Origin of the sequence: Pontibacter indicus (genome assembly GCF_900156345.1) — a bacterium.
Lineage (GTDB): Bacteria > Bacteroidota > Bacteroidia > Cytophagales > Hymenobacteraceae > Pontibacter > Pontibacter indicus.
In genome coordinates this window covers 219,685-244,253 of the sequence record NZ_FTPP01000002.1, presented here as the reverse complement: position 1 = coordinate 244,253, position 24,569 = coordinate 219,685, and the positions used below count along the sequence as shown (strand labels likewise).

The 24,569-nt window shown below is 49.6% G+C and carries 19 protein-coding genes; 15 read left to right on the top strand and 4 right to left on the bottom strand.

Features of this window, described 5'->3' with window-relative positions:
* Nucleotides 1–116: 116 nt before the first annotated feature.
* The 4 genes from B0B12_RS09655 (at nucleotide 117) to rpiB (ending at nucleotide 9,091) form a co-directional block, all read left to right on the top strand.
* Nucleotides 117–6,260 (top strand): IPT/TIG domain-containing protein, encoded by a 6,144-nt coding sequence (locus B0B12_RS09655; protein ID WP_076668317.1) that lies wholly within the window; start codon nucleotides 117–119, stop codon nucleotides 6,258–6,260.
* Between the two features lie 235 nt (nucleotides 6,261–6,495).
* Nucleotides 6,496–7,770: a serine hydroxymethyltransferase gene (locus tag B0B12_RS09650; protein WP_076670184.1), complete on the top strand. Its 1,275-nt coding sequence runs from the start codon at nucleotides 6,496–6,498 to the stop codon at nucleotides 7,768–7,770.
* 33 nt (nucleotides 7,771–7,803) lie between these two features.
* Entirely contained in the window at nucleotides 7,804–8,649 is an 846-nt protein-coding gene (gene tatC / locus B0B12_RS09645; protein ID WP_076668315.1) for a twin-arginine translocase subunit TatC, read from the top strand.
* Nucleotides 8,650–8,653: 4 nt separating this feature from the next.
* Nucleotides 8,654–9,091 (top strand): ribose 5-phosphate isomerase B, encoded by a 438-nt coding sequence (rpiB, locus tag B0B12_RS09640; RefSeq protein ID WP_076668312.1) that lies wholly within the window; start codon nucleotides 8,654–8,656, stop codon nucleotides 9,089–9,091.
* A 16-nt stretch (nucleotides 9,092–9,107) separates the two neighbouring features.
* Here rpiB and B0B12_RS09635 read toward each other — a convergent pair whose 3' ends face one another.
* Nucleotides 9,108–10,472, bottom strand: a complete 1,365-nt coding sequence (locus B0B12_RS09635; protein ID WP_076668310.1) for a hypothetical protein — start codon at nucleotides 10,470–10,472, stop codon at nucleotides 9,108–9,110.
* Nucleotides 10,473–10,617: 145 nt separating this feature from the next.
* Between B0B12_RS09635 and rbfA the strand changes: the two genes are divergently transcribed.
* From rbfA to B0B12_RS09590, 9 genes are all read left to right on the top strand, one after another.
* On the top strand, nucleotides 10,618–11,013 hold the full coding sequence (gene rbfA, locus B0B12_RS09630; protein ID WP_076668307.1) for a 30S ribosome-binding factor RbfA: 396 nt from the start codon (nucleotides 10,618–10,620) through the stop codon (nucleotides 11,011–11,013).
* A 17-nt stretch (nucleotides 11,014–11,030) separates the two neighbouring features.
* The gene (locus B0B12_RS09625; RefSeq protein ID WP_076668304.1) at nucleotides 11,031–11,840 is read left to right on the top strand and encodes a class I SAM-dependent methyltransferase; all 810 of its coding nucleotides are present in this window, start codon (nucleotides 11,031–11,033) and stop codon (nucleotides 11,838–11,840) included.
* Between the two features lie 189 nt (nucleotides 11,841–12,029).
* Nucleotides 12,030–13,253, top strand: coding sequence for an ABC transporter permease (locus B0B12_RS09620; protein ID WP_076668302.1), 1,224 nt, complete (start codon nucleotides 12,030–12,032; stop codon nucleotides 13,251–13,253).
* Nucleotides 13,254–13,295: 42 nt separating this feature from the next.
* Nucleotides 13,296–13,973 (top strand): hypothetical protein, encoded by a 678-nt coding sequence (locus tag B0B12_RS09615; protein WP_076668299.1) that lies wholly within the window; start codon nucleotides 13,296–13,298, stop codon nucleotides 13,971–13,973.
* A gap of 180 nt (nucleotides 13,974–14,153) precedes the next feature.
* The gene (locus B0B12_RS09610) at nucleotides 14,154–17,087 is read left to right on the top strand and encodes a DEAD/DEAH box helicase (RefSeq protein ID WP_076668297.1); all 2,934 of its coding nucleotides are present in this window, start codon (nucleotides 14,154–14,156) and stop codon (nucleotides 17,085–17,087) included.
* 500 nt (nucleotides 17,088–17,587) lie between these two features.
* On the top strand, nucleotides 17,588–18,034 hold the full coding sequence (locus tag B0B12_RS09605; RefSeq protein WP_076668295.1) for an SRPBCC family protein: 447 nt from the start codon (nucleotides 17,588–17,590) through the stop codon (nucleotides 18,032–18,034).
* 130 nt (nucleotides 18,035–18,164) lie between these two features.
* A complete protein-coding gene (crtD, locus tag B0B12_RS09600) occupies nucleotides 18,165–19,661 on the top strand; it encodes a 1-hydroxycarotenoid 3,4-desaturase CrtD (protein ID WP_076668293.1) in 1,497 nt (498 codons plus the stop codon).
* Nucleotides 19,654–20,337, top strand: a complete 684-nt coding sequence (locus B0B12_RS09595) for a carotenoid biosynthesis protein (RefSeq protein WP_076670182.1) — start codon at nucleotides 19,654–19,656, stop codon at nucleotides 20,335–20,337. The genes crtD and B0B12_RS09595 overlap by 8 nt, the downstream gene beginning before the upstream one ends.
* A 162-nt stretch (nucleotides 20,338–20,499) precedes the next feature.
* Nucleotides 20,500–21,108 (top strand): TetR/AcrR family transcriptional regulator, encoded by a 609-nt coding sequence (locus B0B12_RS09590; RefSeq protein WP_076668291.1) that lies wholly within the window; start codon nucleotides 20,500–20,502, stop codon nucleotides 21,106–21,108.
* Nucleotides 21,109–21,192: 84 nt separating this feature from the next.
* On the opposite strand, the gene B0B12_RS09585 is transcribed toward B0B12_RS09590, so the two are convergent.
* The 3 genes from B0B12_RS09585 to B0B12_RS09575 all read right to left on the bottom strand — a co-directional run bounded on the left by B0B12_RS09585 (nucleotide 21,193) and on the right by B0B12_RS09575 (nucleotide 22,562).
* Nucleotides 21,193–21,435, bottom strand: a complete 243-nt coding sequence (locus B0B12_RS09585; RefSeq protein WP_076668289.1) for a DUF6952 family protein — start codon at nucleotides 21,433–21,435, stop codon at nucleotides 21,193–21,195.
* Nucleotides 21,436–21,438: 3 nt separating this feature from the next.
* Nucleotides 21,439–21,759 carry a thioredoxin family protein gene (locus B0B12_RS09580; RefSeq protein ID WP_076668286.1) on the bottom strand — a complete coding sequence of 107 codons (321 nt, stop codon included), beginning with the start codon at nucleotides 21,757–21,759 and terminating at the stop codon, nucleotides 21,439–21,441.
* Between the two features lie 152 nt (nucleotides 21,760–21,911).
* Nucleotides 21,912–22,562: a Tll0287-like domain-containing protein gene (locus B0B12_RS09575; protein WP_244554665.1), complete on the bottom strand. Its 651-nt coding sequence runs from the start codon at nucleotides 22,560–22,562 to the stop codon at nucleotides 21,912–21,914.
* Nucleotides 22,563–22,722: 160 nt separating this feature from the next.
* Between B0B12_RS09575 and prfA the strand changes: the two genes are divergently transcribed.
* Nucleotides 22,723–23,796, top strand: coding sequence for a peptide chain release factor 1 (prfA, locus tag B0B12_RS09570; protein WP_076668283.1), 1,074 nt, complete (start codon nucleotides 22,723–22,725; stop codon nucleotides 23,794–23,796).
* A 183-nt stretch (nucleotides 23,797–23,979) separates the two neighbouring features.
* Entirely contained in the window at nucleotides 23,980–24,543 is a 564-nt protein-coding gene (locus B0B12_RS09565) for an LURP-one-related family protein (protein ID WP_076668281.1), read from the top strand.
* Nucleotides 24,544–24,569 lie beyond the last annotated feature (26 nt).

Genomic DNA, 24,569 nt, shown 5'->3' with positions numbered 1-24,569 from the left:
CGGACAAAAAAAGAGTCTACTATATTGCTGAAATGAAAGATAAATTATCTTATTTTGTGGCAATTAACTTTTCATTAAAACAGCACAATTAATTTAGTAACCCTTAACTTTTAGCTATGGCACAACTCTACAATCCCACGTTAAGCCGGCTTATACGTACCTTGCTCTTGCAGTGCGTCTTTATGCTGGGTATGGTCTCCGTCGGCATGGCGCAGGCGACCTTGCCGATCAATCATGATGGTCCTTGGACGAACACTTCACTATCAGGCATGAATGTTGTCGGCAACGTCATCGCTGGTCAGGACCTAGAAGGCGGAAGCAACGGCTCTGCACAGTTCAGAGAAGGCGGTGCCTACATCGACATTAACTTCCAGAATGCAAGCAGCACGGATTTTAAGTTGAGTTACAGCTTGCGAGCTGCAACAACCAGAAATTACACCGCGAGTTTTACGGTAAGTTACTCTACAGATGGTGGAAGTGCTTATACCACACTCCGAAATGTAACAGAGGTCGATCTTGCAAGAGAGACAAAGCGTTTCACGGATTTGATTCCAGCGGCTGCAACAAACATTCGGTTCACACTGAATTCAGCTACGCAAGCTTACATTCTGTTTGATGCGTTAGAGTTAATACAGACTCCAGAAATACTAAGTATTAAGCCAACTACTGGTGTACCAGGCACACAAGTAACCATTACAGGTAATCGCCTGAATGATGCTACTGTCAAGTTCGGAGGTATTGCAGTGCCTGCAACACTAGTTATAAAGGATGGCAGTGAAGAAGGGAATACAGTAACAGGAGTAACCGTTAACGCAGTAGGTACAGAGATTATCGCTTATGTGCCTTACGGCGTAGGACCATCATCTCCTATTACTGTGACAACACAGTACGGCACTACAACTGAAGTTGCATTTACTGTGCCTGCCCCAACATTTAATACACCAGCATTCTCTTCAACATCAGGTATAGCAGGTGAAACTATTGAACTGTTAGGTAATAATTTCATTGATGCCACAGCGGTTCTTTTCAATGGAGCCACAGCTGAATTTAAAGTTAATAGCAATAACAAAATAACAGTCACTATCCCTAACCTGGCTAGTACAGGTAAAATCACGTTAACAACTCCTGCAGGAAGTGTAGAGAGCCCAGAGTTTACCGTGCCAAGTCCAGAGATTTCTTCGTTCACCCCTACAGGTGGAAAATCTGGTGTAACTGAAGTGAAAATTTCAGGTGCGTACTTCCATAATGTAACGGAGGTAAAGTTTAACGGAGTTATTGCGCCAGGTTTCAGAATAAACGAAACTAACGACGAGATAACTGTAAACATACCACTAGGTGCGAGCACAGGTCCGATTACAGTAACCAGTCCGGCAGGTACAGCTACTAGTGCTGATCCATTTGAAGTGCCAGCGCCAATTATTGTAGCACGTGAAATTGCAGTTGAAGGGGAAACAGTAGTACTTGAGTTTAACCCAACCAGAACGGGTGCTGGTAAGACAATTACAATTTATGGTGAAAACCTAGCAAGCGTAAGCCGCGTGGTGTTCCCTGGCGGAGCAGGAGGCGAAGGTGCTAATGGTACTAACTTAGTAAAGAATACCGACACGGAACTGACTGTAACTGTACCAGCAGATGCCAGCACAGGAAAGCTTCAATTGATTGCAGATGGATATGAACCTGTGGAGAGTTCACAAATTTTTGAGTTTGTGCCAGCACCAGTTATTGTTAACGTCACACCAATCTACGGCATCGTTACAACAGCAATTACCATTACAGGTTCTAATTTCCAGGATGCTACATCTGTAAAAATTGGTAATGGGGAAGTTACCTCCGGCTTCAACGTTAATGCAGAAGGTACTGAAATAAAATTGTCTATACCTTCTGAAGCTACCACAGGTACAGTATCAGTAACAACACCACTTGGCGGTACAGGTGTATGGGGCGGAACATTCGACGTGATTCTTGCGCCAGCCGACCTTGCCTTTACTCCTGCATCTGGACCTATTGGACAAGAAGTGAAGCTAACAGGCAAAAACTTGAAGTATGTAACCGAAGTCATTTTCTTAGGAGCTAACAACACAGAAGATGAGGGGGATGCTAGCGTAACTTTTACTACACCAAACGGAAGCGATACTGAACTTACATTCAACGTGCCGGCTAATACACCACAAGGCTTAACAAAACTGCTTGTAAGAAACGCTGCAGATGATGTTATTACAACAAATGAGTTTGAAGTGATTCTTCGGCCTGTAGTAAACACCTTGACGCCTACTATGGGTATAGCTGGTGCGATAGTGGTACTTGAAGGTTACAACTTTAGCAACGTGACTGAAGTAACTTTTGGCGGCATCAAGCTGACTGAAGAGGGCTTCACTGTTAATGCAGAGGGAACACAAATAACAGTAGCGGTTCCAGCAAATGCGCCAGTTACTTCCGCTGTAATTATTACCAACGAATTTGGCAACAGCGTTGCGAAAGACTTTATCGTTATCCAGAAACCATCGATTACTTCATTCACTGAAGAAAGAGGCATAGTAGGTGATGATGTGATTATCACAGGTACAAACTTCTACGGCAATGATGACAACCCTATCACGGTGTCATTTGCAGGTGCTAACGGTAGTCGTGTAAATGCTGAGATTACAGCCATGACGCCAACGCAGATTACCGTAAAGGTTCCAACAGGTGCTATTACTGGGGGGGTGATTGTAACAAACGCTGCAGATTCAAGTGAGCCGAGTGAAGATTACATCGTTGCAACTAACCCAGAAATCTTCAGCTTTACGCCTGCATCAGGCAAAGTAGGTGATGACGTATCAATTTCTGGTTGGTTGATGGAGAGCGTAACTTACGTAGCCTTTAACGGAACAAAAGCTTCAGTAACGCCAAGCGCAGATGGTAGAACGATTAAAGTAAAAGTGCCAGCAGGTGCGACTACAGGTAGACTAGCTCTGTTTGTAGGTGAGGATGAAAACCCAGTATTCACAACAGCAGAAGATCAAATTTTCACAGTTATACCAGCACCAACTATTGTTTCAGTAAACCCTAATAGCGGCGTTGGAGGAACAGTAGTAACTATAACAGGTACTAACTTCATTGATATAACATCTGTCACATTTAATGACGTGGCAGCTGATGCATCCAAGATTGCGGTCAATGAAACGTTCACTGTGCTTACAGTAACAGTACCAACTACGGCTACTACAGGCGCCTTAGTAGTTAATGCAGGTGCTGGTGAAGCAACTCATGAGAACTTCATAGTTCCAACACCTGCTGCCATCACATTCACAAACAACACGGCAACTCCATTAAAAAGCTATGCGAACCAGCTAGTGACGATTAGAGGTCAATACTTTACTAATGCAATAGAAGTTGACTTTAATGGAAAGAAGATTACTACAGGTATAACTGTGGTAGATGAAGTTGAAGGCAGTACCGAAGCTGACCGCTTCCAACTTATTACTGTTAAGGCGCCGTTTGATGCAGGAACAGGTAAAATCACAGTAACTACTCCTGCTGGTTCAGGTGTGAGTACTGATGACTATACTGTGTTAGAACCAAAGATAGCCAGCATCAGTGCTACTGAAGGTTACGCAGCCCAAACAGTATTAACGATTACAGGAGAATTATTTACGCAATACTGGAATGAAACATTGAATAGCAATGAAGGGGGCGAGGGTGTGAAAGCGCCAATTGTTAAGTTCAATGGAGCGCAGATTGAGGCAACCAACTATGCTGAGAATGGCACAAGCATTACAGTGACAGTGCCTGGTTCTGCCAGAACAGGTAGTGTAACAGTTGTATCAGGTAGCGGTGAAAGTGAACCAGTACAATTTAACGTACTTGCCCCTGTATTGTCGTCTGTTACACCTACAGCTGTTTATGCAGGCCAAACGGTAACAATCTCCGGTACAAACTTTATCAACGTAACAAGTATGTCGTATGGCAATATTCCGATTACTGGTTATGATATTGTGTTAACTGATACAGAGAAAGGCACAGGTACCATTACCTTCGTGGCGCCAAAAATCAACCACAATACAACAAATACATTATCAGTAACTTCAACAAGTGGTACAGGTAGTACAGATGTATTTACAATATATAGACCAGTAATCTCCAATGTATTCGAAACAGGCAAAGAAAGCCCTGCAGACAGAAGAGTATATGCCGGCGTAAACACAGTTACTATTAAGGGTACACGTTTCGACGAATTTTGGAATGGTACAGTGTCAACTGCTACTCCATCTTTATCTTTAGTAAGAACGGGTACCAACGGAGCTGTAACCGCAATAACAGACTTCAAACTTACTCAAGGTTCGAACGAAACAGATGAAGACGTAATAGTAGCAACTATTCCTGCAAGCGTTACGGCAGGAGATTACTTTATAAGAATAGGAAGCCAGAGCGGTGTAGGTCAATCATCTGGTACAGCTGGTACAATCACTGTTCTTGGTACACCAACCATCACAGGCTTAAGCAAAGTAGTTGGTATTGTAGGCGACGAGTTGACTATCAACGGTACATTCTTCGATGATCTCACTAAAGTAACTTTCTTGGGTATCGAAGGAGAAGAAGATGAAGTAGTTGCTGTTGACCCAATAGTAACCTCAACTTCTATAACCGTTAAGGTGCCAACAGGAGCTACAATCGGTAAAATAGCGGTAACAACTCCTTTCGGAGGTGGAGAAGGAACAACTGTAGAAAGTTCAATCTTTAGAGTAGTTAAAGCGCCAATTGTGTATGACTTCAATGCTAAGCAAGGACCATCAGGCACAGTTGTGACCATTACTGGTGAAAACCTAATTGCAGTAGATGGAAAAATCAAGGTGTCTTTCAAAGGACACGATGGCGATATAATACCAGCTCCGCTTGCTAGCCAAATTGAGCTAAATGCAACAGTCAATACAGAGGACTTGACAACCGCTCGTTCCATTACAGTAACAGTTCCAGTCGATGCGATTACAGGTGTGATCACATTAGCTAATGAAGTTGGTACTACTACAACAGCTCAGGCGAAAGATTCGGATGGAATATATACCGTCACTAGCCCAGTAGTAGTGAGATTCGAGAGGGCATCTGACAACAGCGTTATTGATGCTGCCAGACCAGCACGTCTTCTTGAGACTGTAAATGTAAAAGGCTACAACTTGGTAGGTGTTCAAAGCTTGAGAATTGGCAGCAGAAACGTATTTGGCTACTACGAAGAAGACCAGCATACCCTAGAGCTGCTTGTACCTAGAAATGCTAGCAGAGGTATCGTAACTGTAACAACTGTAGTAGGAGAAGATGCAAGCGAAAGAATACTTGAAATCGTAAGACCTAACATTACAGTTGACCCAGCAGTATTAAGCTTTAAAGCTGCAGTTGAAACAGAAGGAGTAACAACATACGATGTGAAAAGCTATACTGTAACGGCAACCAACCTGGCGGTGGGGCAAAACTTAACTATCTCCTTAAGTGAGAACATGCCATATCTGCTTTCACTAAATCCTAACTCAACTGCAGAAGGTACATGGATGACTGGTATGACGCTTCCAGCAGACGAAAACGGTAACTTGACACAGGTTGTCTATGCTAGAAATAATAGTACAATAGTTGCGAATGATGAAAGCAGTAGACAGACTGTGCTTGCGAACCATACCTCACTTGAAGCAACTACTCGTACTGTAACGCTGCAGTCGGAAATCATCCCACTCCCAGTAGAACTCATCGCCTTCAATGCCAGAAAAGAAAGCAACGGCGTTCAACTGACTTGGGCGACAGCTTCTGAACTGGACAACGACTACTTCGAAGTGCAGATGACGGAAGACCTGAAAGGTGAGTTTAAGGCGGTAGGCAAAGTGAAGAGCAACGTGAATACGACTGCGCTTCGTCAGGACTACCAGTTCAACCACAAGGGCAACTTCAACGGCACACGTTACTACAGACTGAAGCAAGTGGACCTGGATGGTACATTTGAGTACAGCAAAGTGGTAGCCGTATCGTCTAACGGTGTGAACCTGGCAGTTGGCCCAAGAGTGTATCCAAACCCAATCAATGCTGACTCTAAGCTGGTATACAATGCCGACAGAGCAGGTAAGCTGAATGTGCGTATCGTGAACATGAATGGCTCAGCCGTACAGAACCTAAGCTACGACATTGAAGAAGGTGAGAACACAATTCTCTTAAACCTAAACAACAACCTGCCAACAGGTATCTACATCCTGATGACAGAGTTCAATGGTAAGACAGAGCAGGTGAAACTGATGAAGCAGTAGCCCCAACGCTTAACTTATAGCAAGAAGGCCCGCCAAATTGGCGGGCCTTCTTTTTTTGCTCAGGTATAGCCAATAGGTATAGCGCAACCTAGGGGAGTATAGTAAAATCCATTATTCAAGGTATAGCATAGGTATAACCGCCGCCATGCCTATCCTTCCGCCATATAAACATTTGAAACATTGGTTTATTCAGGCACAAGCTTTAATTTTGAAGGAATATAAAATCAAAGAAGCCATGCAGAAAGATACAGCCATATTTGACCTGATAGCAAAAGAGAAAGCACGCCAGACCCACGGCATCGAACTGATCGCGTCCGAGAACTTCGTGTCGGATCAGGTGATGGAGGCGATGGGCAGTGTGATGACCAACAAGTACGCCGAAGGCCTGCCAGGCAAGCGCTACTATGGGGGTTGCGAAATTGTGGATCAGTCAGAGCAGCTGGCCATCGACCGTGCTAAAGAACTTTTCGGAGCCACTTGGGTAAACGTACAGCCGCACTCCGGCGCGCAGGCCAACTCCGCTGTGATGCTGGCCGTGTTGCAGCCAGGTGACAAGATCCTGGGCTTTGACCTATCACATGGTGGTCATCTGACGCATGGCTCACCTGTTAACTTCTCGGGCAAACTGTACCAGCCGAGCTTCTATGGCGTGGAGCAGGAGACTGGCCTGATCGATTTCGACAAAGTAGTAGAAACTGCCCGTCGTGAGAAGCCAAAGCTGATCATTTGCGGTGCCTCGGCCTACAGCCGCGACTGGGATTATAAAAAGCTGCGTGCCGCTGCCGATGAGGTAGGCGCCTTGCTGATGGCTGACATCTCCCACCCTTCTGGCTTGATTGCCAAAGGCCTTCTGAACAACCCGTTTGAGCACTGCCACATCGTGACTACGACCACGCACAAAACGCTGCGCGGTCCAAGAGGGGGCATGATCATGATGGGTAAGGATTTCGAGAACCCATTCGGCATCAAGACTCCGAAAGGCGAGATCCGCATGATGTCTTCTTTGCTGGACGGCGCTGTGTTTCCGGGCACGCAGGGTGGACCGCTGGAGCACGTGATCGCAGCTAAAGCGGTGGCTTACTACGAAGCGTTGTCTGATGACTACATGGGCTATATCAAGCAGGTGCAGCAGAACGCGCAAGCCATGGCAACTGCTTTTGTGGAGCGTGGCTATAACATCATCTCAGGCGGCACGGATAACCACATGATGCTGATCGACCTGCGCTCGAAAGGTATAACAGGCAAGCTGGCCGAAAACACCCTGGTGAAAGCGGACATCACCATCAACAAGAACATGGTGCCTTTCGATGACAAGTCGCCGTTTGTGACTTCAGGTATGCGCATAGGTACTGCCGCGATTACAACACGTGGTCTAAAGGAGGCCGACATGGCGCGCATTGTGGAGCTGATCGACGACGTGTTGACTCACAACGAGAACGAAAGCAAAATAGAAGCCGTGCGCAAAGAAGTGAACAGCTGGATGAAAGACTACCCACTTTTCGCTTACTAATTACACAATAAGAGTATCTAAGAGCGACGATTGATGGATCAACCGTACCTGGAAGAGGGAGGAGAGCCGCAGCAGGAGATGTCCTTTGTGGATCACCTGGAGGAGTTAAGATGGCACATCATCCGGTCACTCGCCTCTATTCTGATCTTTGCCGTTGCCGCGTTTTTGGCAAAAGGCTTTGTTTTTCATGATATAATCCTGGCTCCTTCCCGCACAGACTTCCTGAGCTACAGATTTATGTGCGAGGTGGGGCAGTGGATAGGTTCTGATGTGCTATGCATCGAGGATCTGGGGTTCACGATCCAGAGCCGGCAGATGAGCGGGCAGTTCTCCATGCACATTATGGTGTCATTGGTGCTGGGCCTGGCCTGCGCCTTTCCATATGCATTTTGGGAAATCTGGCGATTTGTGAAGCCCGGCCTTTACCCACAGGAGCAGCAGAACTCACGCGGTGCCGTATTTTGGGTGTCGGTCCTGTTTGCGATGGGACTGCTGTTCGGCTATTATGTGGTTTCGCCTATTTCGATCAACTTCCTGGCAGGTTATCAGGTGGATCCGTCTATCCTGAATGAGTTCGACCTGAGTTCCTACATCTCCACGCTCACGACACTTTGCCTGGCCTGCGCCTTTATGTTTGAGCTGCCCGTTATTGTGTATTTCTTTACCAAGGCGGGTCTGCTGTCGCCGGAAGTGATGAAGCTGTACCGAAGACACTCCATTGTCGTAATTCTGATTGTGTCAGCGGTGATCACACCACCGGATGTGATCAGTCAGCTCATCATTTCCATTCCGCTGATCCTCCTCTATGAGGTAAGCATCGGCGTGTCGAGGAGAATCATCAAACGCGATCTGAAAAAACTGAACGAAAATAACGCTTAGAACGATGGGATATAAAATAGCAATCGGCGGCGACCATGCCGGTTTCACTTATAAAAACCTGCTGAAAGAGCAACTGACGGCAGCCGGTCATGAGGTAACAGATTTCGGTCCGGGATCAGACGCTTCGGTGGATTATCCGGACCACGTGCACCCGCTTGCCAAGGCGGTGGTGAACAAAGAAGCTGACTTTGGTGTGCTCATCTGCGGTAGCGGAAACGGCGTGGCCATGACAGCTAACAAATACCAGGAAATCAGAGCAGCGCTTTGCTGGCAGACGGAACTGGCCAAATTATCCAGGGAGCACAACAATGCGAATATCCTTTGTATACCTGCCCGCTTTGTATCGCAGGAGGTGGCCGCTGACATGACGCGCGTGTTTCTGGAGACAGCGTTTGAAGGCGGACGCCACCAGAATAGAGTAGACAAGATTCCGGTTTGCTAAGTCAGGTATAGCCTGTTTAACGGACTTTCTTATAAACTGCCGCTGTTTGCGTAGGCGCATAGCCATCGAAAACGGACGGCAGTTTGTGTTTTAGCTGCGGCATAAGCCCTGCCAGATCCACAATGTACTCAGGAGATTCCTGACGGAAATTCTGGTACAGGTCGTACACAGCCTGGTACTCGTCAAGGTGGCCGAAGTGTCGCTGCGAAAGCCGCCAGTTCAGGTATGGCGTGGCCAGCTGGTTGTGCTCATAGTAGCTCAGGTCCTCCCCGAGCACCAAAACAGGACTGCCCTTTACCGCGCCGCTCGCGCCTCCCTTCGGAAGCAGCAGCTCCGAGTCATCAATTTTAATAATAGAGGCTAAACCCAGGTCCTGCCGGTAGCGGATCAGCAATACCCCACCCAGCAGGATAAAGAACATCAGGTTCAGGATCCACTTCTTCATGCGGCTTGTAAATAGAAACTCACTGAAGTAGGCGATAGGCGGCAGCACGACCACAAAAGAACCGACCGATAGCTCTTGCCGGGTTATCAGTGCCAGGCCACTCACCAGAAGCCACACCGTCATGAGCTGCTGAAACTTACCCTGGAACACGAGCCGCTGCGGCAGTGAAGTAGTGCTGATGAGCGAAAGAAGTAGAATGGCAGCGGGCAGTGACAGGGCAAGCGCCAGGTGCGAAGGCGGTAACAGCGTGTTGATCCCAAACTGCCAGGGCTGCAGCAAATGCATCTCCACAAAATGGGAGGCGGTGTTGGTGTAGAGGTAGTAGGTAAACAGCACGGCATACGGGAAGGCAAAGCCGCACAGCATCAACAGGAAGCTTCGGAAAGTGTTGGAGGCGAAAAGCACCACGCCGAATGCCGCCACCAACAGAAACAAAGCCAAAGGCAGATAGCTGAGTGCCGCAAGCCCCACCATAAAGCCCCCTACAAACAAGCGGTTATTCTCAAATCCCTCCCGTGAGATGGTGATAATATAAGGCAGGGCCAGAATAACAAAGGTATTGCCGATCAGGAGCGGCGTAAGCATGTCAAACTCAAAGGTAAGGCTGCCCACCAGCAGGTATAGCAGAGCGGGTATGTAGCCTTTGCCGGCGTATACCTGATGCCTGTTCAGTGCCACGTTGAACATGATGGCCTGGAAGAGCAGCAGGAAAGTGGCCACCAACCGGTAACTCAGGTATGAGCGCCCGGCCACCACATCGATGGTCCAGTACACAAATGCCGAGAGAGGTGCTGTGGTGTCGTAAATATCGCGGTACATGGCGTAGCCGTCGGCCATGCGCTCGCCTACCAGCATGTGCAGCAGCTCAGACGAGGTGGCAGGTATGCCCAGGAAAATGAGCGGCAGCCGGATAGCCAGGAACAGTAATACCAGCAAAAATAAGCGGGAAGGCAGTATGCTTCGGAAGTAACTAATCAAAGGAAGACGGAGTTAGAAAGAACTATACACCAGCCTGAGCCGAAATGAGTACGGCACAATTGGGGTAAAAATGCGAAATTAATATGATATTTGCATCTTCATTATGGAAAGTAAAAGACAACAGAAATTTTCGCGCCTTATCCAGAAAGAGCTGGCAGAGATCTTCCTACGGGAAGTGCCACACTTGTTCGGGGGCGCCTATATATCGGTAAGCGTCGTGCGTGTGTCGCCTGACCTGGGACTGGCACGCGTATACCTGAGCGTGATGAATGCCAAAGACGGTAACGAAATGCTCCTGCAGGAGTTGCGCGTAAACACCAAAACAATACGTCACCTGCTGGCCCAGCGCATCAAGAAACAGGTGCGTGTTATACCTGAGCTCGTGTTCTTTCTCGACGATACCGCTGAGTACTCCGCCAAAATCGACAAGCTGTTCTCCAACCTGGACATACCCCCGGCTCCTGAGGAGGACGAGGACGACGATACCTATATCCGCTAAGAAGAAGCAACACCCTTATGCAGTACGACCCGATTAAGCGTGTGCTGGGCGATGTTTTTAACAAGACCCCTTTCCTGCGCCGCATATTTTACAATCTGCTGGACCTTCTCCTGCTGCGTGCCTGGCATGTGCACAAAGAGCTGCGCGAGTGGGCCGCCAACCGCAAAAACGACGAGCAGCACATACTCGATGCCGGCTCCGGCTTTGGTCAGTATACCTACTGGCTCTCAAGCCAGAGCCACAAATGGAGCATCCTGGCCGTTGATGTTAAGGAAGAGCAAATCTCGGACAGTAACCGCTTTTTCAGGGCCATCGGACGGCAGAATGTGCTGTTCCGTATCGGCGACCTGGTGAAATACCGCGAAGAAAATACCTATGATCTGATTCTGTCGGTGGACGTGATGGAGCATATACTGGAGGATGTAGAGGTGTTCCGCAACTTCCAGGCATCACTTGTGCCGGGTGGCATGCTGGTGATTTCCACCCCGTCAGACCAAGGCGGATCGGATGTGCATGGCGACGATGAGACCTCATTTATTGAGGAGCACGTGCGCGACGGCTATAACATCCGTGAAATTCAGGATAAACTCTTCTCGGCTGGTTTCAGCAAAGTGGAGGCGCGTTATTCTTACGGCAAGCCGGGGCAAATCTCGTGGCGACTGTCGATGAAGTATCCGCTCCTGATGCTCAACACCTCGAAGGCGTTCTTCATCCTGTTGCCATTCTACTACCTGGTTACTTTCCCCATCAGCCTGGTTTTAAACTGGCTCGATGTAAACGGCAAGCACGACTCCGGCACCGGCCTGATCGTGAAAGCATGGAAGTAATTAAATTGTTGATGGCTTAATTGTTGATTGCTAATTGTTGATCCGGCAAAATGATTAAATTGCTGGAAAGGCAGGAAGAGAGTAAAGACCTGATTTCACATCAGCAAGGTATAGCTGGCAGCCGATAAAATTATTTCGTGTAAGAACAATCAACAATCAACTTTTAGCCCAAGTACCCACACCTGCTAAATGAACGTCCCTTATCTCATAGCGAAACGTTATTTTTTCTCTAAGAAGAAGAGGAACATCATCAGCATTATCTCCAACATTGCCATGATCGGGGTGGCAGTGGGTACGGCCGCCCTCATCATCGTGCTGTCTGTATTCAATGGCCTCGAAGACCTCATTCGCACGATCTATACCAGCTTTGACCCTAACCTGAAGATATCGGCTGCGGAAGGCAAGTCTTTTGAGACGGACACCGAATTCATGAACCGCATACGCCGCACGCCCGGTGTGGCTTTGGTGACCGAGGTGATAGAGGACAATGCACTGCTGCGCTACAACGATCGCCAGATGGTGGTGAAGGTAAAGGGCGTGAGCGAGAACTTTTTTGAGCAGAACAAGATCGGCTCCTCGGTAGTGGAAGGCCACTATAATCTTTACGCCAACAATAACTACTATGCCTTGGTCGGGCGGGGAGTGCAGTACCAGCTCTCCATCCGGACGAGCAGTGAATTTACGTACCTGCAGTTCCTGTACCCGCGCAACACAAAGTTCAATCCGCTTAACCCCGAAGGCGCTTTCAAGTCGCTGCAGATAACGCCTGGCGGTGTGTTTGCCATCGAGCGGCAGTACGACGATGCCTATGTGTTTGTGCCCATCCAGTTTGCCGAGGAGCTCATGGAGTACGGCCGCCGGCGCACGGCTATTGAGATCAAGGTAGAAGACGGGCATCGTATCGAGACGGTGAAACGCGCTTTGCAGAAGGTGCTGGGCGAAGGCTTTTTGGTGCAGAACAGCGACGAGCAGCACACCAGCCTGTTGCGCGCCGTGAAAGTCGAAAAGCTCTTTGTGTTCATCACCTTCGCCTTTATCCTGCTTATTGCCTCGCTCAACATTTTCTTCTCCCTTTCCATGTTGGTGATTGATAAGAAAAAGGATATTGCGGTGCTTGCTTCCATGGGTGCCACAAAAGAGCAGATCCGCAACATATTCCTGTTTGAGGGCGCGCTCGTTGCCTTTATCGGGGCATCGTACGGCTTGTCGCTGGGCATGCTGATTGCCAACCTGCAGCAAACCTTCGGCATTGTGTCGATGGGTATGGCCACCTCGGTTGTGGACTCCTACCCTGTCAAGCTGGAGCTGATGGACTTTGTACTGACCGGAGCTGCCATCGTGATCATCACCATGCTGGTGTCCATTCGCCCTGCCCGCAAAGCAGCCGCCATGTCCGTGCGCGACAACCTGTAAGGTATAGCCTCGGCATCTATCTTTTCGTCTCACCCCTCTTTTATGAAAGCCATCCGACTGCTTTTCCTGCTCCTCACGTTCGGTTGCTCCGCAGTCGAGACTGATACATCAGCTGAAGATCAAACTCCAGGTATAGCATCAACCGAAGCAGAAGCCTATACCTCCGCTAGAGCCAAAAGCCGTTTCCTGTGGCGGGAGCAGGTATACGACGCCGAGCTGCAGGACTCTGTAAGCACAATTATGATCGATCAGGCTTTGGCTGGCAGGCTGACGCATGCTGAGCGAGCCGCTTTGGGATATGTCGTTACTTTTATAGGAAGTGAGTGCGACTGGGACGGTAAGGCAAACGAGGAATTTAGCAACCTGAAATGCAAGGCACTCACGGCGCTAAACCTGGGGTATCAGTGCTCCGACCAGCACCTGGGCTTTCTGCAGAACTGGTTCCGAAACGACCAGGAAGTGCTGGGCCGTCTGGCTTCTTGTCCACGGATACCTTTCACTGCCTCTAGCCAGCAAACATTCGATGAGGTATACCTGACCGTGCAAAACGATACGATAAAGGTATGGTTCAGTGCAAGTGGCGTAAACCTGCCGATGAATGCCGCCTGGGAGTGGACGGAGGAGAATGTCTTTTTGATTCAGCAGGATGCTCTAAAACTGGTGAGGGTAGACAAATCGGAAGTGGTCAGGAGTGAATTGGGCCTAGGCGAAGAACTGTAGATAGCAACTAAGTATATAGATTTTACTATATATTGAGATTAAAAGTCTTTAATGTCTTGCGGTGGGTGAATGGATGATGGAAATATGAAAATATTTTGATTTGCGACGGTGGTTTCGTGTGTTTAAGGTAGGAAATCAGGTGATTTTTGGGTAAATTTGGTCTCCTAAAATTGTACCTGTATGAAAGTATTCACCACACAGCCTTTTCAGGTCATCTATTCTCTGTTCGAGCATGAGTACCTGGGATACCTGTTCGAATCGTTTGTGGTGCAGATTAATACCAAGGGACAGCTGACTTTACAGCACCAGAATATTTCTGCCAAAAATGCCGAAGAGTTCTCTTCCCGCCTCGACGCGAAGGACTTCAAACTGATTCCCCTGACCGATCAGATACAGCAGGACGCCGTCCTGAAAAAATTCTCAAACAAGAAACTCTCCCCCGCTGATTTCTTCCTGAAGGTATACGACCCTGAAAAGGGCGATAAAGTTATGCAGGAGGCGATAAGCAACTACATACAGGTGCGCATGAACAAGATTCTGGAAATGCTCCAGGACCGACGCACGTTCATCATCGGCAAAGACGGCGACCCTACTTGGAAAGAGATTCAGGTGGCGCCCGAAAAAGCCACTGTCCGGTTTCACCTTCACCGGAACCCCGATAATACACACTACTACCCCACTGTCAGGTATAAAGGCGAGAAGCTCAACTTCCAGTATCGCAATGCAGCCCTGATTTGCTACGAACCGGCCTGGCTGATGGTGGACGGCGTGATTCATAGCTTCGAGAGTGGCATTGATGGCAAAAAGCTGCAGCCCTTCCTCAATAAAAAGTTTATTCTGGTGCCGCGCTCTGTGGAGGAAAACTACTACCGCAAGTTCGTGACTTCGCTGGTAGAGTCCTTCGATGTAAAGCCGAATGGGTTTGAGATCAAACCTCAGCAGTTCACACCGAAGCCTCACCTCAACTTCTCTGAGATAAAATCGGCCAACGTATCTGCGCTGCTGAGCAATGGCGGCACTGAGGCTAGTAAAGCAGACAAGGCTGCCGTGGCTGACAAGATCCTGTTCAACCTGTCGTTCAGGTATGGCGACCACCTGGTAGAGGCCCAAGACGCCAAGCGCATCAGTGTGAGCATGGAGAAAACGGAGGATTCCTACATCTTTCATAAGCTGATACGCGATGCGGTGTATGAAAAGCAGTATGTGAAAGAACTGGCCAAGCGTGAGCTGGAAGTGAAGAACGGGCAGGCGGTGTTGGATAAGAGCGCTGCTTTCTCGTGGCTCAATAATAACCTGCAGGCACTGGAACAGCTTGGCTTCACGGTGGAGCAGGCCGAGAAAAGCGGCAAGCATTACTTTATTGGCGAGATTTCCGTCAACGTAGGTATAACGGAGAACAACGACTGGTTCGATATACATGGCACGGTGCGCTTCGGCGAGTTCGAGGTGCCTTTTATCCGGCTCAAAAACCACATCCTGACCCGCAACAACGAATACCTGCTGCCGAACGGGCAAGTGGCCATTATACCGGAGGAGTGGTTTACGCAGTACATCGAGCTGTTTGCCTTCTCGGAGGGGGAGCACCAACTGACGCTGCGCAAGCACCACATGGCGCTCGTAAACGACCTGCAGAATGGCAACCTGGCCCAGGTGACCATGACGCGCAAGCTGGAGAAACTGCGTGAGTTCGACGCGATTGAGGACAAGCCGCTGCCAGCGGGTTTCCAGGGTGAGTTACGGCCTTACCAGAAGGCGGGCTACAACTGGCTGCATTTTGTGAAAGACTTTAAGTTCGGAGGCTGTCTGGCCGATGACATGGGTCTGGGCAAAACCGTGCAGACGCTGGCCATGCTGCAGCACCGAAAGGAGAACGGTGCCGAGTCAGCCACCCTGCTGGTGATGCCGACCTCGCTCATCTACAACTGGCTGAACGAGGCGCAGAAGTTCACTCCGGAGCTGCGCATCCTCACCTATACCGGCACCTACCGCGACAAGAACGTGGAGCAGTTCAAGGATTACGACCTGGTGCTGACCTCTTACGGCATCGTGCGCCTGGATACGGAGTTGCTCAAGACTTACTACTTCGACTACATCATCCTGGACGAGTCGCAGGCCATCAAAAATCCTGACTCCAACACTTCAAAAGCAGTTCGCTCGCTGAAGTCGCGCCACCGCCTGATTTTGACGGGTACGCCGGTCGAGAACAGCACTATGGACCTGTGGTCGCAGATGTCATTCATCAACCCGGGCCTGCTGGGCAATCAGCACTTTTTCCGGAAAGAGTTTTTGAAGCCGATTGAGAAGCAGAAAGACGAGCACAAGACCCGGCGGCTGCATGCGCTGATCAAGCCTTTCATCCTGCGCAGACACAAGTCGCAGGTGGCCCGCGAGCTGCCACCCAAAATAGAGCACACTACCTTCTGCAAAATGACAGAGGAACAGGAGCACGCCTACGAGGAAACCAAGTCGTATTACCGCAACAAGATTCTGACCAGTCTGGAGGAAAAAGGGCCGGGCAACACACAGTTCATGCTCCTGCAGGGCTTGATGAAGCTCCGCCAGATAGCCAACCACCCGTACATGACGGACCCGGGCTATGAAGGGGAGTCGGGTAAGCTGAAAGAAGTGATGCGCATGACCCGCAGCATTGTGGCGAAAGGGCATAAGGTGCTCGTGTTCAGTCAGTTTGTGAAGCACCTGGAAATTATCAGGGAGGCGCTGGACGAGAAAGGAATCACTTATGCTTACCTGGATGGCAACACAAAAAACCGACAGCAGCAGGTAGAGTTGTTCCAGAAGGACCCGAGCATCCAGGTATTCCTGATCTCGATGAAGGCCGGAGGCGTTGGTCTTAACCTGACCGCCGCTGATTATGTGTTCATCCTGGACCCCTGGTGGAACCCAGCCGTGGAAGCGCAGGCCGTGGACCGGGCTCACCGCATCGGGCAGCAGAACACGGTGTTTACTTATAAATTCATCACCAAAGACACCGTAGAGGAGAAAATACTGGCACTGCAGAACCGCAAGCTCCAACTCGTAACAGACCTGATCAGCACCGACGAGAATATTATCAAGAGCCTGACAAAAGATGATATTGACAACCTGTTGAGTTAGGTTTTAAATGTTAAATGGTTGAGGTTGAATTGTTATTTCGATAGCGTATGATTTTACCAAAGCCGCAGCATGAAATGTGTTGCGGCTTTTTTGTAGGTATAGATATAGCCAATTGAGAGCGGCAACATTTGCTTCCTGCCATGGTTGAGTAAGCAGGCAGGTATAGCAAACAAGGTATAGCGTTGCCGCCAACTTAAATAGCTTCTAACCTAATTTGTCATCTCGACGATAGGAGAGATCTGGATTGTTTCAGAGTTTCAGCAATGTTCCAGATTTCTCCCAGAACGAGGTCCCCTACCCCCAAGTCGAAATGACATAAAATCATTAAGTTGACAACATCAGGGTACAGCTATATCGCTGCTATACCTGAACCTGGCTCGTTTTCGTTCCCGAGAGCTTTGCATTATGATGAGTTATACCTGTACCAAGTCAGCGATCCATAATTAAGGCACTCTCTGCGAACCAACAATTAAACCATCAACCATTTAACCATTCAATACATGCACCTCCACCTCCACCTCCAGACAGCAGTTCAGCAGGACTACCTGAGCGTATTCCACGCTTTTGATGAGCAACTGTTCAGGAAGCTGGCTCCGCCCTATCCACGCCTGAAACTCTTGCGCTTTGATGGCAGTGAGGTGGGTGATGTAGTGGAGGTAGAGCTGCAGACAGGTATAAAAGCCTTCCGGTGGACGAGCCTGATTACAGAGCGGGAAATAACAGACAAGGCCGCCTGGTTTGTAGACGAAGGACAGGAAGTGCCTCCGCCCCTGCGCAGTTGGCGACACAAGCACCTGGTCACGCAACACGGTAGCGGCGCCATTATCCACGACATCATCGACTACGGCACCGGGTATAAGGCGCTGGATGTCCTGCTATACCCTTTCATGCTGGCGGCTTTTGGTATGCGTGGGCCGGTTTACAAGAAGGTGTTTCAGCAGTTATAACTACCGGATAGGTTAGGTATAGCCACTATAAAAGGTTGCTTTCACTTTCAGGTATACCGGCATTTTTCAAAACCTTTGCCCCACCCTCACAGTTAAGTGCAGGAGAGTAATAATCTGCTTACATTCGGGTATGACGAAAGCGGCCATCATCGGTTCAGGTATAGGAGGTATAGCCACGGCCATTAGGCTGGCGGTGAAAGGCTACGACGTGACCGTGTTTGAGGCCAATGCCTCGTTCGGAGGTAAGATGCATCAGTTTGACCTGCAGGGCTATCGCTTCGATGCCGGCCCTTCGCTGTTTACGCTGCCGCACCTGGTGGACGAGCTCTTCACGCTGGCAGGCCGAAACCCTTCCGACTACTTCACCTATACCCGTCTCGACCCGATCACGCACTACTTCTGGCCCGACGGTAGTCGCCTGAAAGCCTATGCCGATGCTGAGGCTTTCGCTACTGAAGCGGAGCAGCAGCTAGGCGTGAAGGCGCAGGATGTGCAGGAGGTACTGGCCAGGAGCGCCCGACTTTACCAGGGCACGGCCGATACTTTTCTGCACAAGTCGCTGCACCGGCTCGATACTTACCTGAGCGCTGATGTGCTGAAGGCGCTGGGCTGCCTGTCGGACTTGGGCCTCACCACCACGATGCATGATGCCAACGCTAAGTTGTTCAACGACCCACGCTTTGTGCAGCTGCTCGACCGCTTTGCCACTTACAACGGCTCTGACCCCTACCAGGCACCCGGCACGCTCAACCTGATTCCGCACCTGGAGCACAACATTGGCGCTTTTTATCCGAAAGGAGGCATTTACAGCATTGCTTCTAGTCTGGTGAAGCTGGCCGAAGAACTGGGCGTGGCCTTTAGGTATAACGAGCGGGTCGAGCGCATTGTCACGCAAAACGGCAGGGCCACAGGTATAGAAACCAGCTCGGGAAGGTATAGCGCCGCCGTAGTGGTGAGCAACATGGACGTGGTGCCCACCTATCGCCGCTTGTTGCCAGACCAGCCCGCGCCGGAACAGACCCTGCAGCAACCGCGCTCCAGTTCGGCGCTGATCTATTACTGGGGTATAGCCCGCGAATTTCCGGAGCTGCACGTGCACAACATCTTCTTCAGCCAGGATTATAAAAAGGAGTTCGAGCACATTTTCCGGCACAAGTCCATCAGTCCGGACCCGACGGTTTACGTGAACATCACCTCCAAAATGGAGAAGAGTGACGCACCCGCCGGCTGCGAGAACTGGTTTGTGATGGTGAACGTGCCGCACCACCAGGGGCAGGACTGGGAGCAGCTCATCGGCACGACCCGGCAGGCCGTAACCGATAAGTTGAGCCGCATGCTCCAAACCGACATCCGCCAGAATATTGTGTGCGAACAGGTGCTGGACCCGCTGCTGATCGAGCAGCAAACGTCTTCCTATGCGGGGGCCTTGTATGGCAGCAGCTCCAACAACCGCATGGCGGCCTTCCTCCGGCACCCGAACTTCAGCTCTAAACTCAAGGGGCTTTACTTTTGCGGCGGCAGTGTGCACCCGGGCGGCGGTATACCACTGTGTCTGCTCTCTGCCCGTATAGTGGCTAACCTGGCGCCCGCCGTAACATCAGTTAATGAACCAAAACAGCATGTCTGACACTACACATCCATACCAACCGGCTATACCCTTGCAGCAGCGTCTTAAACCTTATGCGTTGGCAGCAGCACTGGGCGTATTGGCAATTTTTCACGCCGTGGGCTTTTGGGGACTTCTGTTCAGTGGCGAACCCGAAAAGTTTCAGCGACTCACACCCATGAACCTGCTCCTGACCAACGTTCTGCTTTTCTCTTTCCACAGGCGCTGGAACGCGGCCTTTGTGCTTTTCGCGCTGGTGATCATGACGGTGGGCTTTTTTGCAGAAGTATTGGGCATACACACCGGGCTGTTGTTTGGAGACTACGCTTACGGCAAATCGCTAGGTATAAAGTTGCTGGACGTGCCGCTGCTCATCGGGCTAAACTGGCTGATGCTCGTCTACACCACGGGGCACCTAGTGAACATGATCGATATGCACTGGCTTGTCAGGGCCTTGGTGGCAGCGCTCCTCATGGTCGGGCTCGATTTCTTTCTAGAGCCAGTGGCAGTGGCCTTTGATTTCTGGGATTGGGAAGGCGGACACATCCCGCTGTCTAACTTTATGGGGTGGCTGGGGCTTTCTTTTCTGTTTCAGCTGTACTTCCAAAAAGCTCCCATTTACAAACAAAACCGGTTGGCGCCCTACGTATACCTGGTCCAGGCTGTTTTTTTCATAAGTATCTGGACTCTACTGTAAATCCGCAGGGGCCGCGGCTACTGGGTCGGTTGCAGCACGCAACTAATTGTGTTACATTTGCATGTTCCAAACGGGACGAATGTAAATTTATAATACACGTCAGGCTTTTTGTTGCGTATAGGTACTTGTTCTATACAGCAGCCTGATGACCTACCCTATTCAATGACATTTTTAGAAACCATACTGGATGAGCTCCTGCATATTTTTAAGCGGGAAGGTATAGAGGCGAACACGGACGAGGACTTGATCAGTAAACTGGATATACGTCAGTCAACTTTTCATGAGCTTTTCTCGAGCCGTGAGAACATGGTGAAGCAGGTGATCCTGTATGAAATAGAGGTCAACAACAGGAGGCAGGCGGAGATGCTGGCAAAGGCGACTAATCCTGTAGATGAAATCATGTTCCTGTTGCGTGACGGCATAGAGGCTATCAGGCAAGTGAACCCCGTTTACATTGCCGATTTGCGAAAGTACCCGGAAGCCTGGCAAATGAGCCTGCAGAATGTGGCTGACAACAACCAGCACGTGAATGCTGAGATTCTGAACAGAGGCATCCTGCAAGGCTATTTCCGCAAAGACATCAACCTGCAACTGGTTACCAAGATCATTCTGGAGCAGTTCTTCATGATGATCAACCCGGCGTCTTTCCCGCCTGCCAAGTACGACCTGTCCGAAGTGTTCCGAAGCATTTACCTGTACTATGTGCGCGGCATCTGTACCGACTTGGGCGGAAAGCTGGCAGAGGCGTATTTCGCCAAAAATAACATGTAGATCGGTCGCTATAACATAAAAAGCAGCAGGCCCCGAGACATTACGTTTCGGGGCCTGCTGCTTTTTTGTGTTTGTCAGCTAGGGTTAGCTGATAGAAACGCGTACTTTCTTGGTGTATTCGCGCAGGGCGGTCTTAAAGTCCACACCGTTGTCGTTCATGTAGGTCAGGATCCAGGCGGCGGCAATCACGTGCGTCAGCTGTTCACCTTCGTCGTCGCCTTCCACCTCAATGGCAAGCGGCTGCTCCTCCATCAATGCCTCCTCGGCCGCGGTTAGCGCCTCCAGCGACTGAGTTTCTACTAGTTTTTTTATTACGGGTATCTTCATTTCTTAAGCAGTCAGTTTGTTGATCAGATCACGTACAGCTTCTTCTTTGCTGGCGGCCACGGTGTCTACCAGTTTGCCATTTTTGAACACAGCGAAGAAAGGCAGGTTTGTTACGCTGGCCGCTTTGCGGGCCTCCGGGCTGGTTTCAGCGTTCACGTCCACGAAAGCCACATTGGCGAAAACTTCTTCGTCGGACATGCGCTTGAACTTGGGTGCAAACAAACGGCAGCTGCCGCACCAGTCAGCGTAGTATTTCACCACCACGTTTTGGTTTGAGTTGAGTACGTTATCGAAATCGTTATCGGTTGCAACAATTACAGCCATAGTATATCTATCTTTTAAAGTTTAAACATTAGATCAGGTAGGAGTCCTGATCAAACCAAGTGCAAAGGTAAGCCTTTTAGGCGTAAAATGCAGTGACTTATGTCACCTTAAACCGGTTGTATGGCCCTAAAACAGAGCTGCCAGCGGAATGTTTAGCGCGGGCGGCGGCTTTTCTTGGGCTGGTCGTTGAGGAAAGCTACAAGGTCCATCTTGTCGAACGTAAGCTCCCATACCCCCATCAGGTCGCCACTTTTGTAGCCAGTGGCCTGGTCCTGCGGGTACTTCGCTTTGATCAGGGTATAATCGGTTTCACTTACCTCCTGGCCCACTGTGCCGTGGCAGCTGAGGCAGGTCTCGTTGCGCAGGTAGATCGGGGAGGTATAGCGTATCTCGTTCTGGTTCAGTTCCTCCACCATAGCCCCTTTCTCCTGGCCACTACTATACCTGGTCAGTGCCTGAGCTGTACTGCCCTTGGCCTGGTTTTGCGGGTTGCGCGGCTGCTCGCTGAAACGGCGCGACAGGGCGCCGAACTTATACTGCAGGGCTTCCACCTCTTCGTAGTTTTCGGGTTGGCAGTAAGGTATAGCGACAGCGATACCGCCCTGCGCCAGGTGCTCCGCCATGCGTGCTTCGTGCAACTGCTGGGCCACTACCACAATGGAGTCGCCGTACTTTTGCGCGGCGTTGAGGATGTCCTGTTTGGTGAGGCGTTTGATCTTGTGGCGCTCCAGTTCTTGGGCTATCTCCTTCCCGCCTTCTATCGGTTTCACTTTCACATCACAGCCTGAAACTATAAAGGCCATCGCAAGGGTTATAATAGCGAGCAAAGAACGGGCTTTGAACATCTTTTAACACAAATTTGTAGTAGGATAAATAAGTAATTTAACGGGGTGAACCAACACTTATGTTTTATTACTTAAACGCCAATTTAGTATCTTTGCAGCTTAAAACCATAACAGAGCGATGTTAGATAAATTAGAAGCCATTAATCAACGGTTTGAAGAGGTAAGCCAGCTGCTTATCCAGCCGGACGTGGCCAGCGATATGAAGAAATTCAAATCGCTGAATAAAGAGTACAAGGACCTTGACAAGATAGTAGTAGAGTATAAGAAGTACCTCAACATCCTGAGCAACATCGACAACGCCAAGCAGGTGATTGCGACGGAGAAGGACGAGGATTTCCGCGAGATGGCCAAGGAAGAGCTCGACGAGCTGATTCCACAGCGCGATGCGATGGAAGACACGCTGAAAGAGCTGCTTATCCCGAAAGATCCGAACGACAGCAAAGACATCATCATGGAGATCCGTGCAGGAGCTGGTGGTGACGAGGCCTCTATCTTTGCCGGTGACCTGTACCGCATGTACAGCCGCTTCGCTGAGAAGATGGGCTGGCGCATGGAACTGATGGATGCCACCGAAGGTACATCCGGCGGTTATAAAGAAATTATTGTGGGCGTATCCGGTGAGGACGTGTATGGCAAGCTCAAGTTTGAGTCGGGTGTGCACCGTGTGCAGCGTGTACCGGCCACCGAAACGCAGGGCCGTATCCATACCTCAGTGGCTTCAGTGGTAGTGTTGCCAGAGGCGGAGGAATTCGACATTGAGCTCGACATGAACGATATCCGCAAGGACCTGTTCTGTTCTTCAGGCCCGGGTGGTCAGTCGGTGAACACGACCTATTCTGCTGTTCGCCTGACACACATCCCGACCGGTATCGTGGCCCAGTGCCAGGACCAGAAATCGCAGCTGAAGAACTTCGACAAGGCGTTGGCGGTGCTTCGCTCGCGTATATTTGAGGTGGAGCTGGCCAAGAAACAGGAAGCCGAAGGAGCCCAGCGTAAGAGCATGGTAGGCGGCGGCGACCGCTCTGACAAGATCCGTACTTACAACTACCCACAGGGCCGCGTAACCGATCACCGCATTGGCTACACGGTATACAACCTGCCAAACGTAATGGACGGCGGTATTGAAGACTTCGTAGAAGAGCTGCGTATAGCCGAAAACGCCGAGCGCCTGAAAGAAGGTGCCACCGCGTAACAACTAACCCGCTCTTGACCAAGGTATATTTAGGAATGTGGTGCAGCCGAAAGCTGCGCTGCATTCCTTTTTTTGTTTTAACTTGGTGAACTCGTTAAATGACGATCGTATCATGAACGAGTTTATCCATTGGCGCATCGACCGTCTATATATTAGTTAGGTATGTACTTGAATTAGTAAAGGATGGTAATTGACATAAATCAGAAGAAAATCGCTTTCGGAGATAAGTACAGGATATTTATCAACGGAGAACAAACGTATTTCGCTTCATCCCAGCTGATAGGCTTTATGCCAAAGCTGCACCTGTTTGACAATCAGAATTCTCGAGCAAAGCTCACAATGGGAAAGAGGTGGTCATGGTTCAGCCCGAAGTATAAGGTGACGCTATGGGATGGAGACACAATCGAATTTGGTACGGTCTCACTCTGGAAGTCTTACTACCAATGCCGGGACGGAGCCGACCTGTATGAAATCTTCGGGCACAAAGGGCATAAACATTCCGTGTATAAAAACGATGTTCAGATAGCTTGGTGGGATAAGGAGATGGTAACGTGGTTCGAAGGAGACAACTACAAAATAGTAGCTGACGACGATAGCAACCATGAGCTAGTCATTGGCTTCTGTCTTATGCTTGACAGTCAGTTCAGCAATAACAAAAACGGAAATACAGTAACCATTGATTTTGGAAATATCGGTCCACAGGCTAGGAAGTTCGATTATGCATGGAGACCAAAGCAACTTCATTAAAGTGAAGTAAATAAATATTCAACCAT

Coding starts and splice junctions, on each gene's coding strand:
- B0B12_RS09580 (WP_076668286.1), bottom strand. CDS start 21,759: ATGGCTGTAATTGTTGCAACCGATAACGATTTCGATAACGTACTCAAC.
- rbfA (WP_076668307.1), top strand. CDS start 10,618: ATGGAAAGTAAAAGACAACAGAAATTTTCGCGCCTTATCCAGAAAGAG.
- B0B12_RS09625 (WP_076668304.1), top strand. CDS start 11,031: ATGCAGTACGACCCGATTAAGCGTGTGCTGGGCGATGTTTTTAACAAG.
- B0B12_RS09655 (WP_076668317.1), top strand. CDS start 117: ATGGCACAACTCTACAATCCCACGTTAAGCCGGCTTATACGTACCTTG.
- B0B12_RS09590 (WP_076668291.1), top strand. CDS start 20,500: ATGACATTTTTAGAAACCATACTGGATGAGCTCCTGCATATTTTTAAG.
- B0B12_RS09620 (WP_076668302.1), top strand. CDS start 12,030: ATGAACGTCCCTTATCTCATAGCGAAACGTTATTTTTTCTCTAAGAAG.
- B0B12_RS09615 (WP_076668299.1), top strand. CDS start 13,296: ATGAAAGCCATCCGACTGCTTTTCCTGCTCCTCACGTTCGGTTGCTCC.
- B0B12_RS09565 (WP_076668281.1), top strand. CDS start 23,980: ATGGTAATTGACATAAATCAGAAGAAAATCGCTTTCGGAGATAAGTAC.
- rpiB (WP_076668312.1), top strand. CDS start 8,654: ATGGGATATAAAATAGCAATCGGCGGCGACCATGCCGGTTTCACTTAT.
- B0B12_RS09650 (WP_076670184.1), top strand. CDS start 6,496: ATGCAGAAAGATACAGCCATATTTGACCTGATAGCAAAAGAGAAAGCA.
- B0B12_RS09605 (WP_076668295.1), top strand. CDS start 17,588: ATGCACCTCCACCTCCACCTCCAGACAGCAGTTCAGCAGGACTACCTG.
- B0B12_RS09575 (WP_244554665.1), bottom strand. CDS start 22,562: ATGGCCTTTATAGTTTCAGGCTGTGATGTGAAAGTGAAACCGATAGAA.
- prfA (WP_076668283.1), top strand. CDS start 22,723: ATGTTAGATAAATTAGAAGCCATTAATCAACGGTTTGAAGAGGTAAGC.
- crtD (WP_076668293.1), top strand. CDS start 18,165: ATGACGAAAGCGGCCATCATCGGTTCAGGTATAGGAGGTATAGCCACG.
- tatC (WP_076668315.1), top strand. CDS start 7,804: ATGGATCAACCGTACCTGGAAGAGGGAGGAGAGCCGCAGCAGGAGATG.
- B0B12_RS09610 (WP_076668297.1), top strand. CDS start 14,154: ATGAAAGTATTCACCACACAGCCTTTTCAGGTCATCTATTCTCTGTTC.
- B0B12_RS09595 (WP_076670182.1), top strand. CDS start 19,654: ATGTCTGACACTACACATCCATACCAACCGGCTATACCCTTGCAGCAG.
- B0B12_RS09585 (WP_076668289.1), bottom strand. CDS start 21,435: ATGAAGATACCCGTAATAAAAAAACTAGTAGAAACTCAGTCGCTGGAG.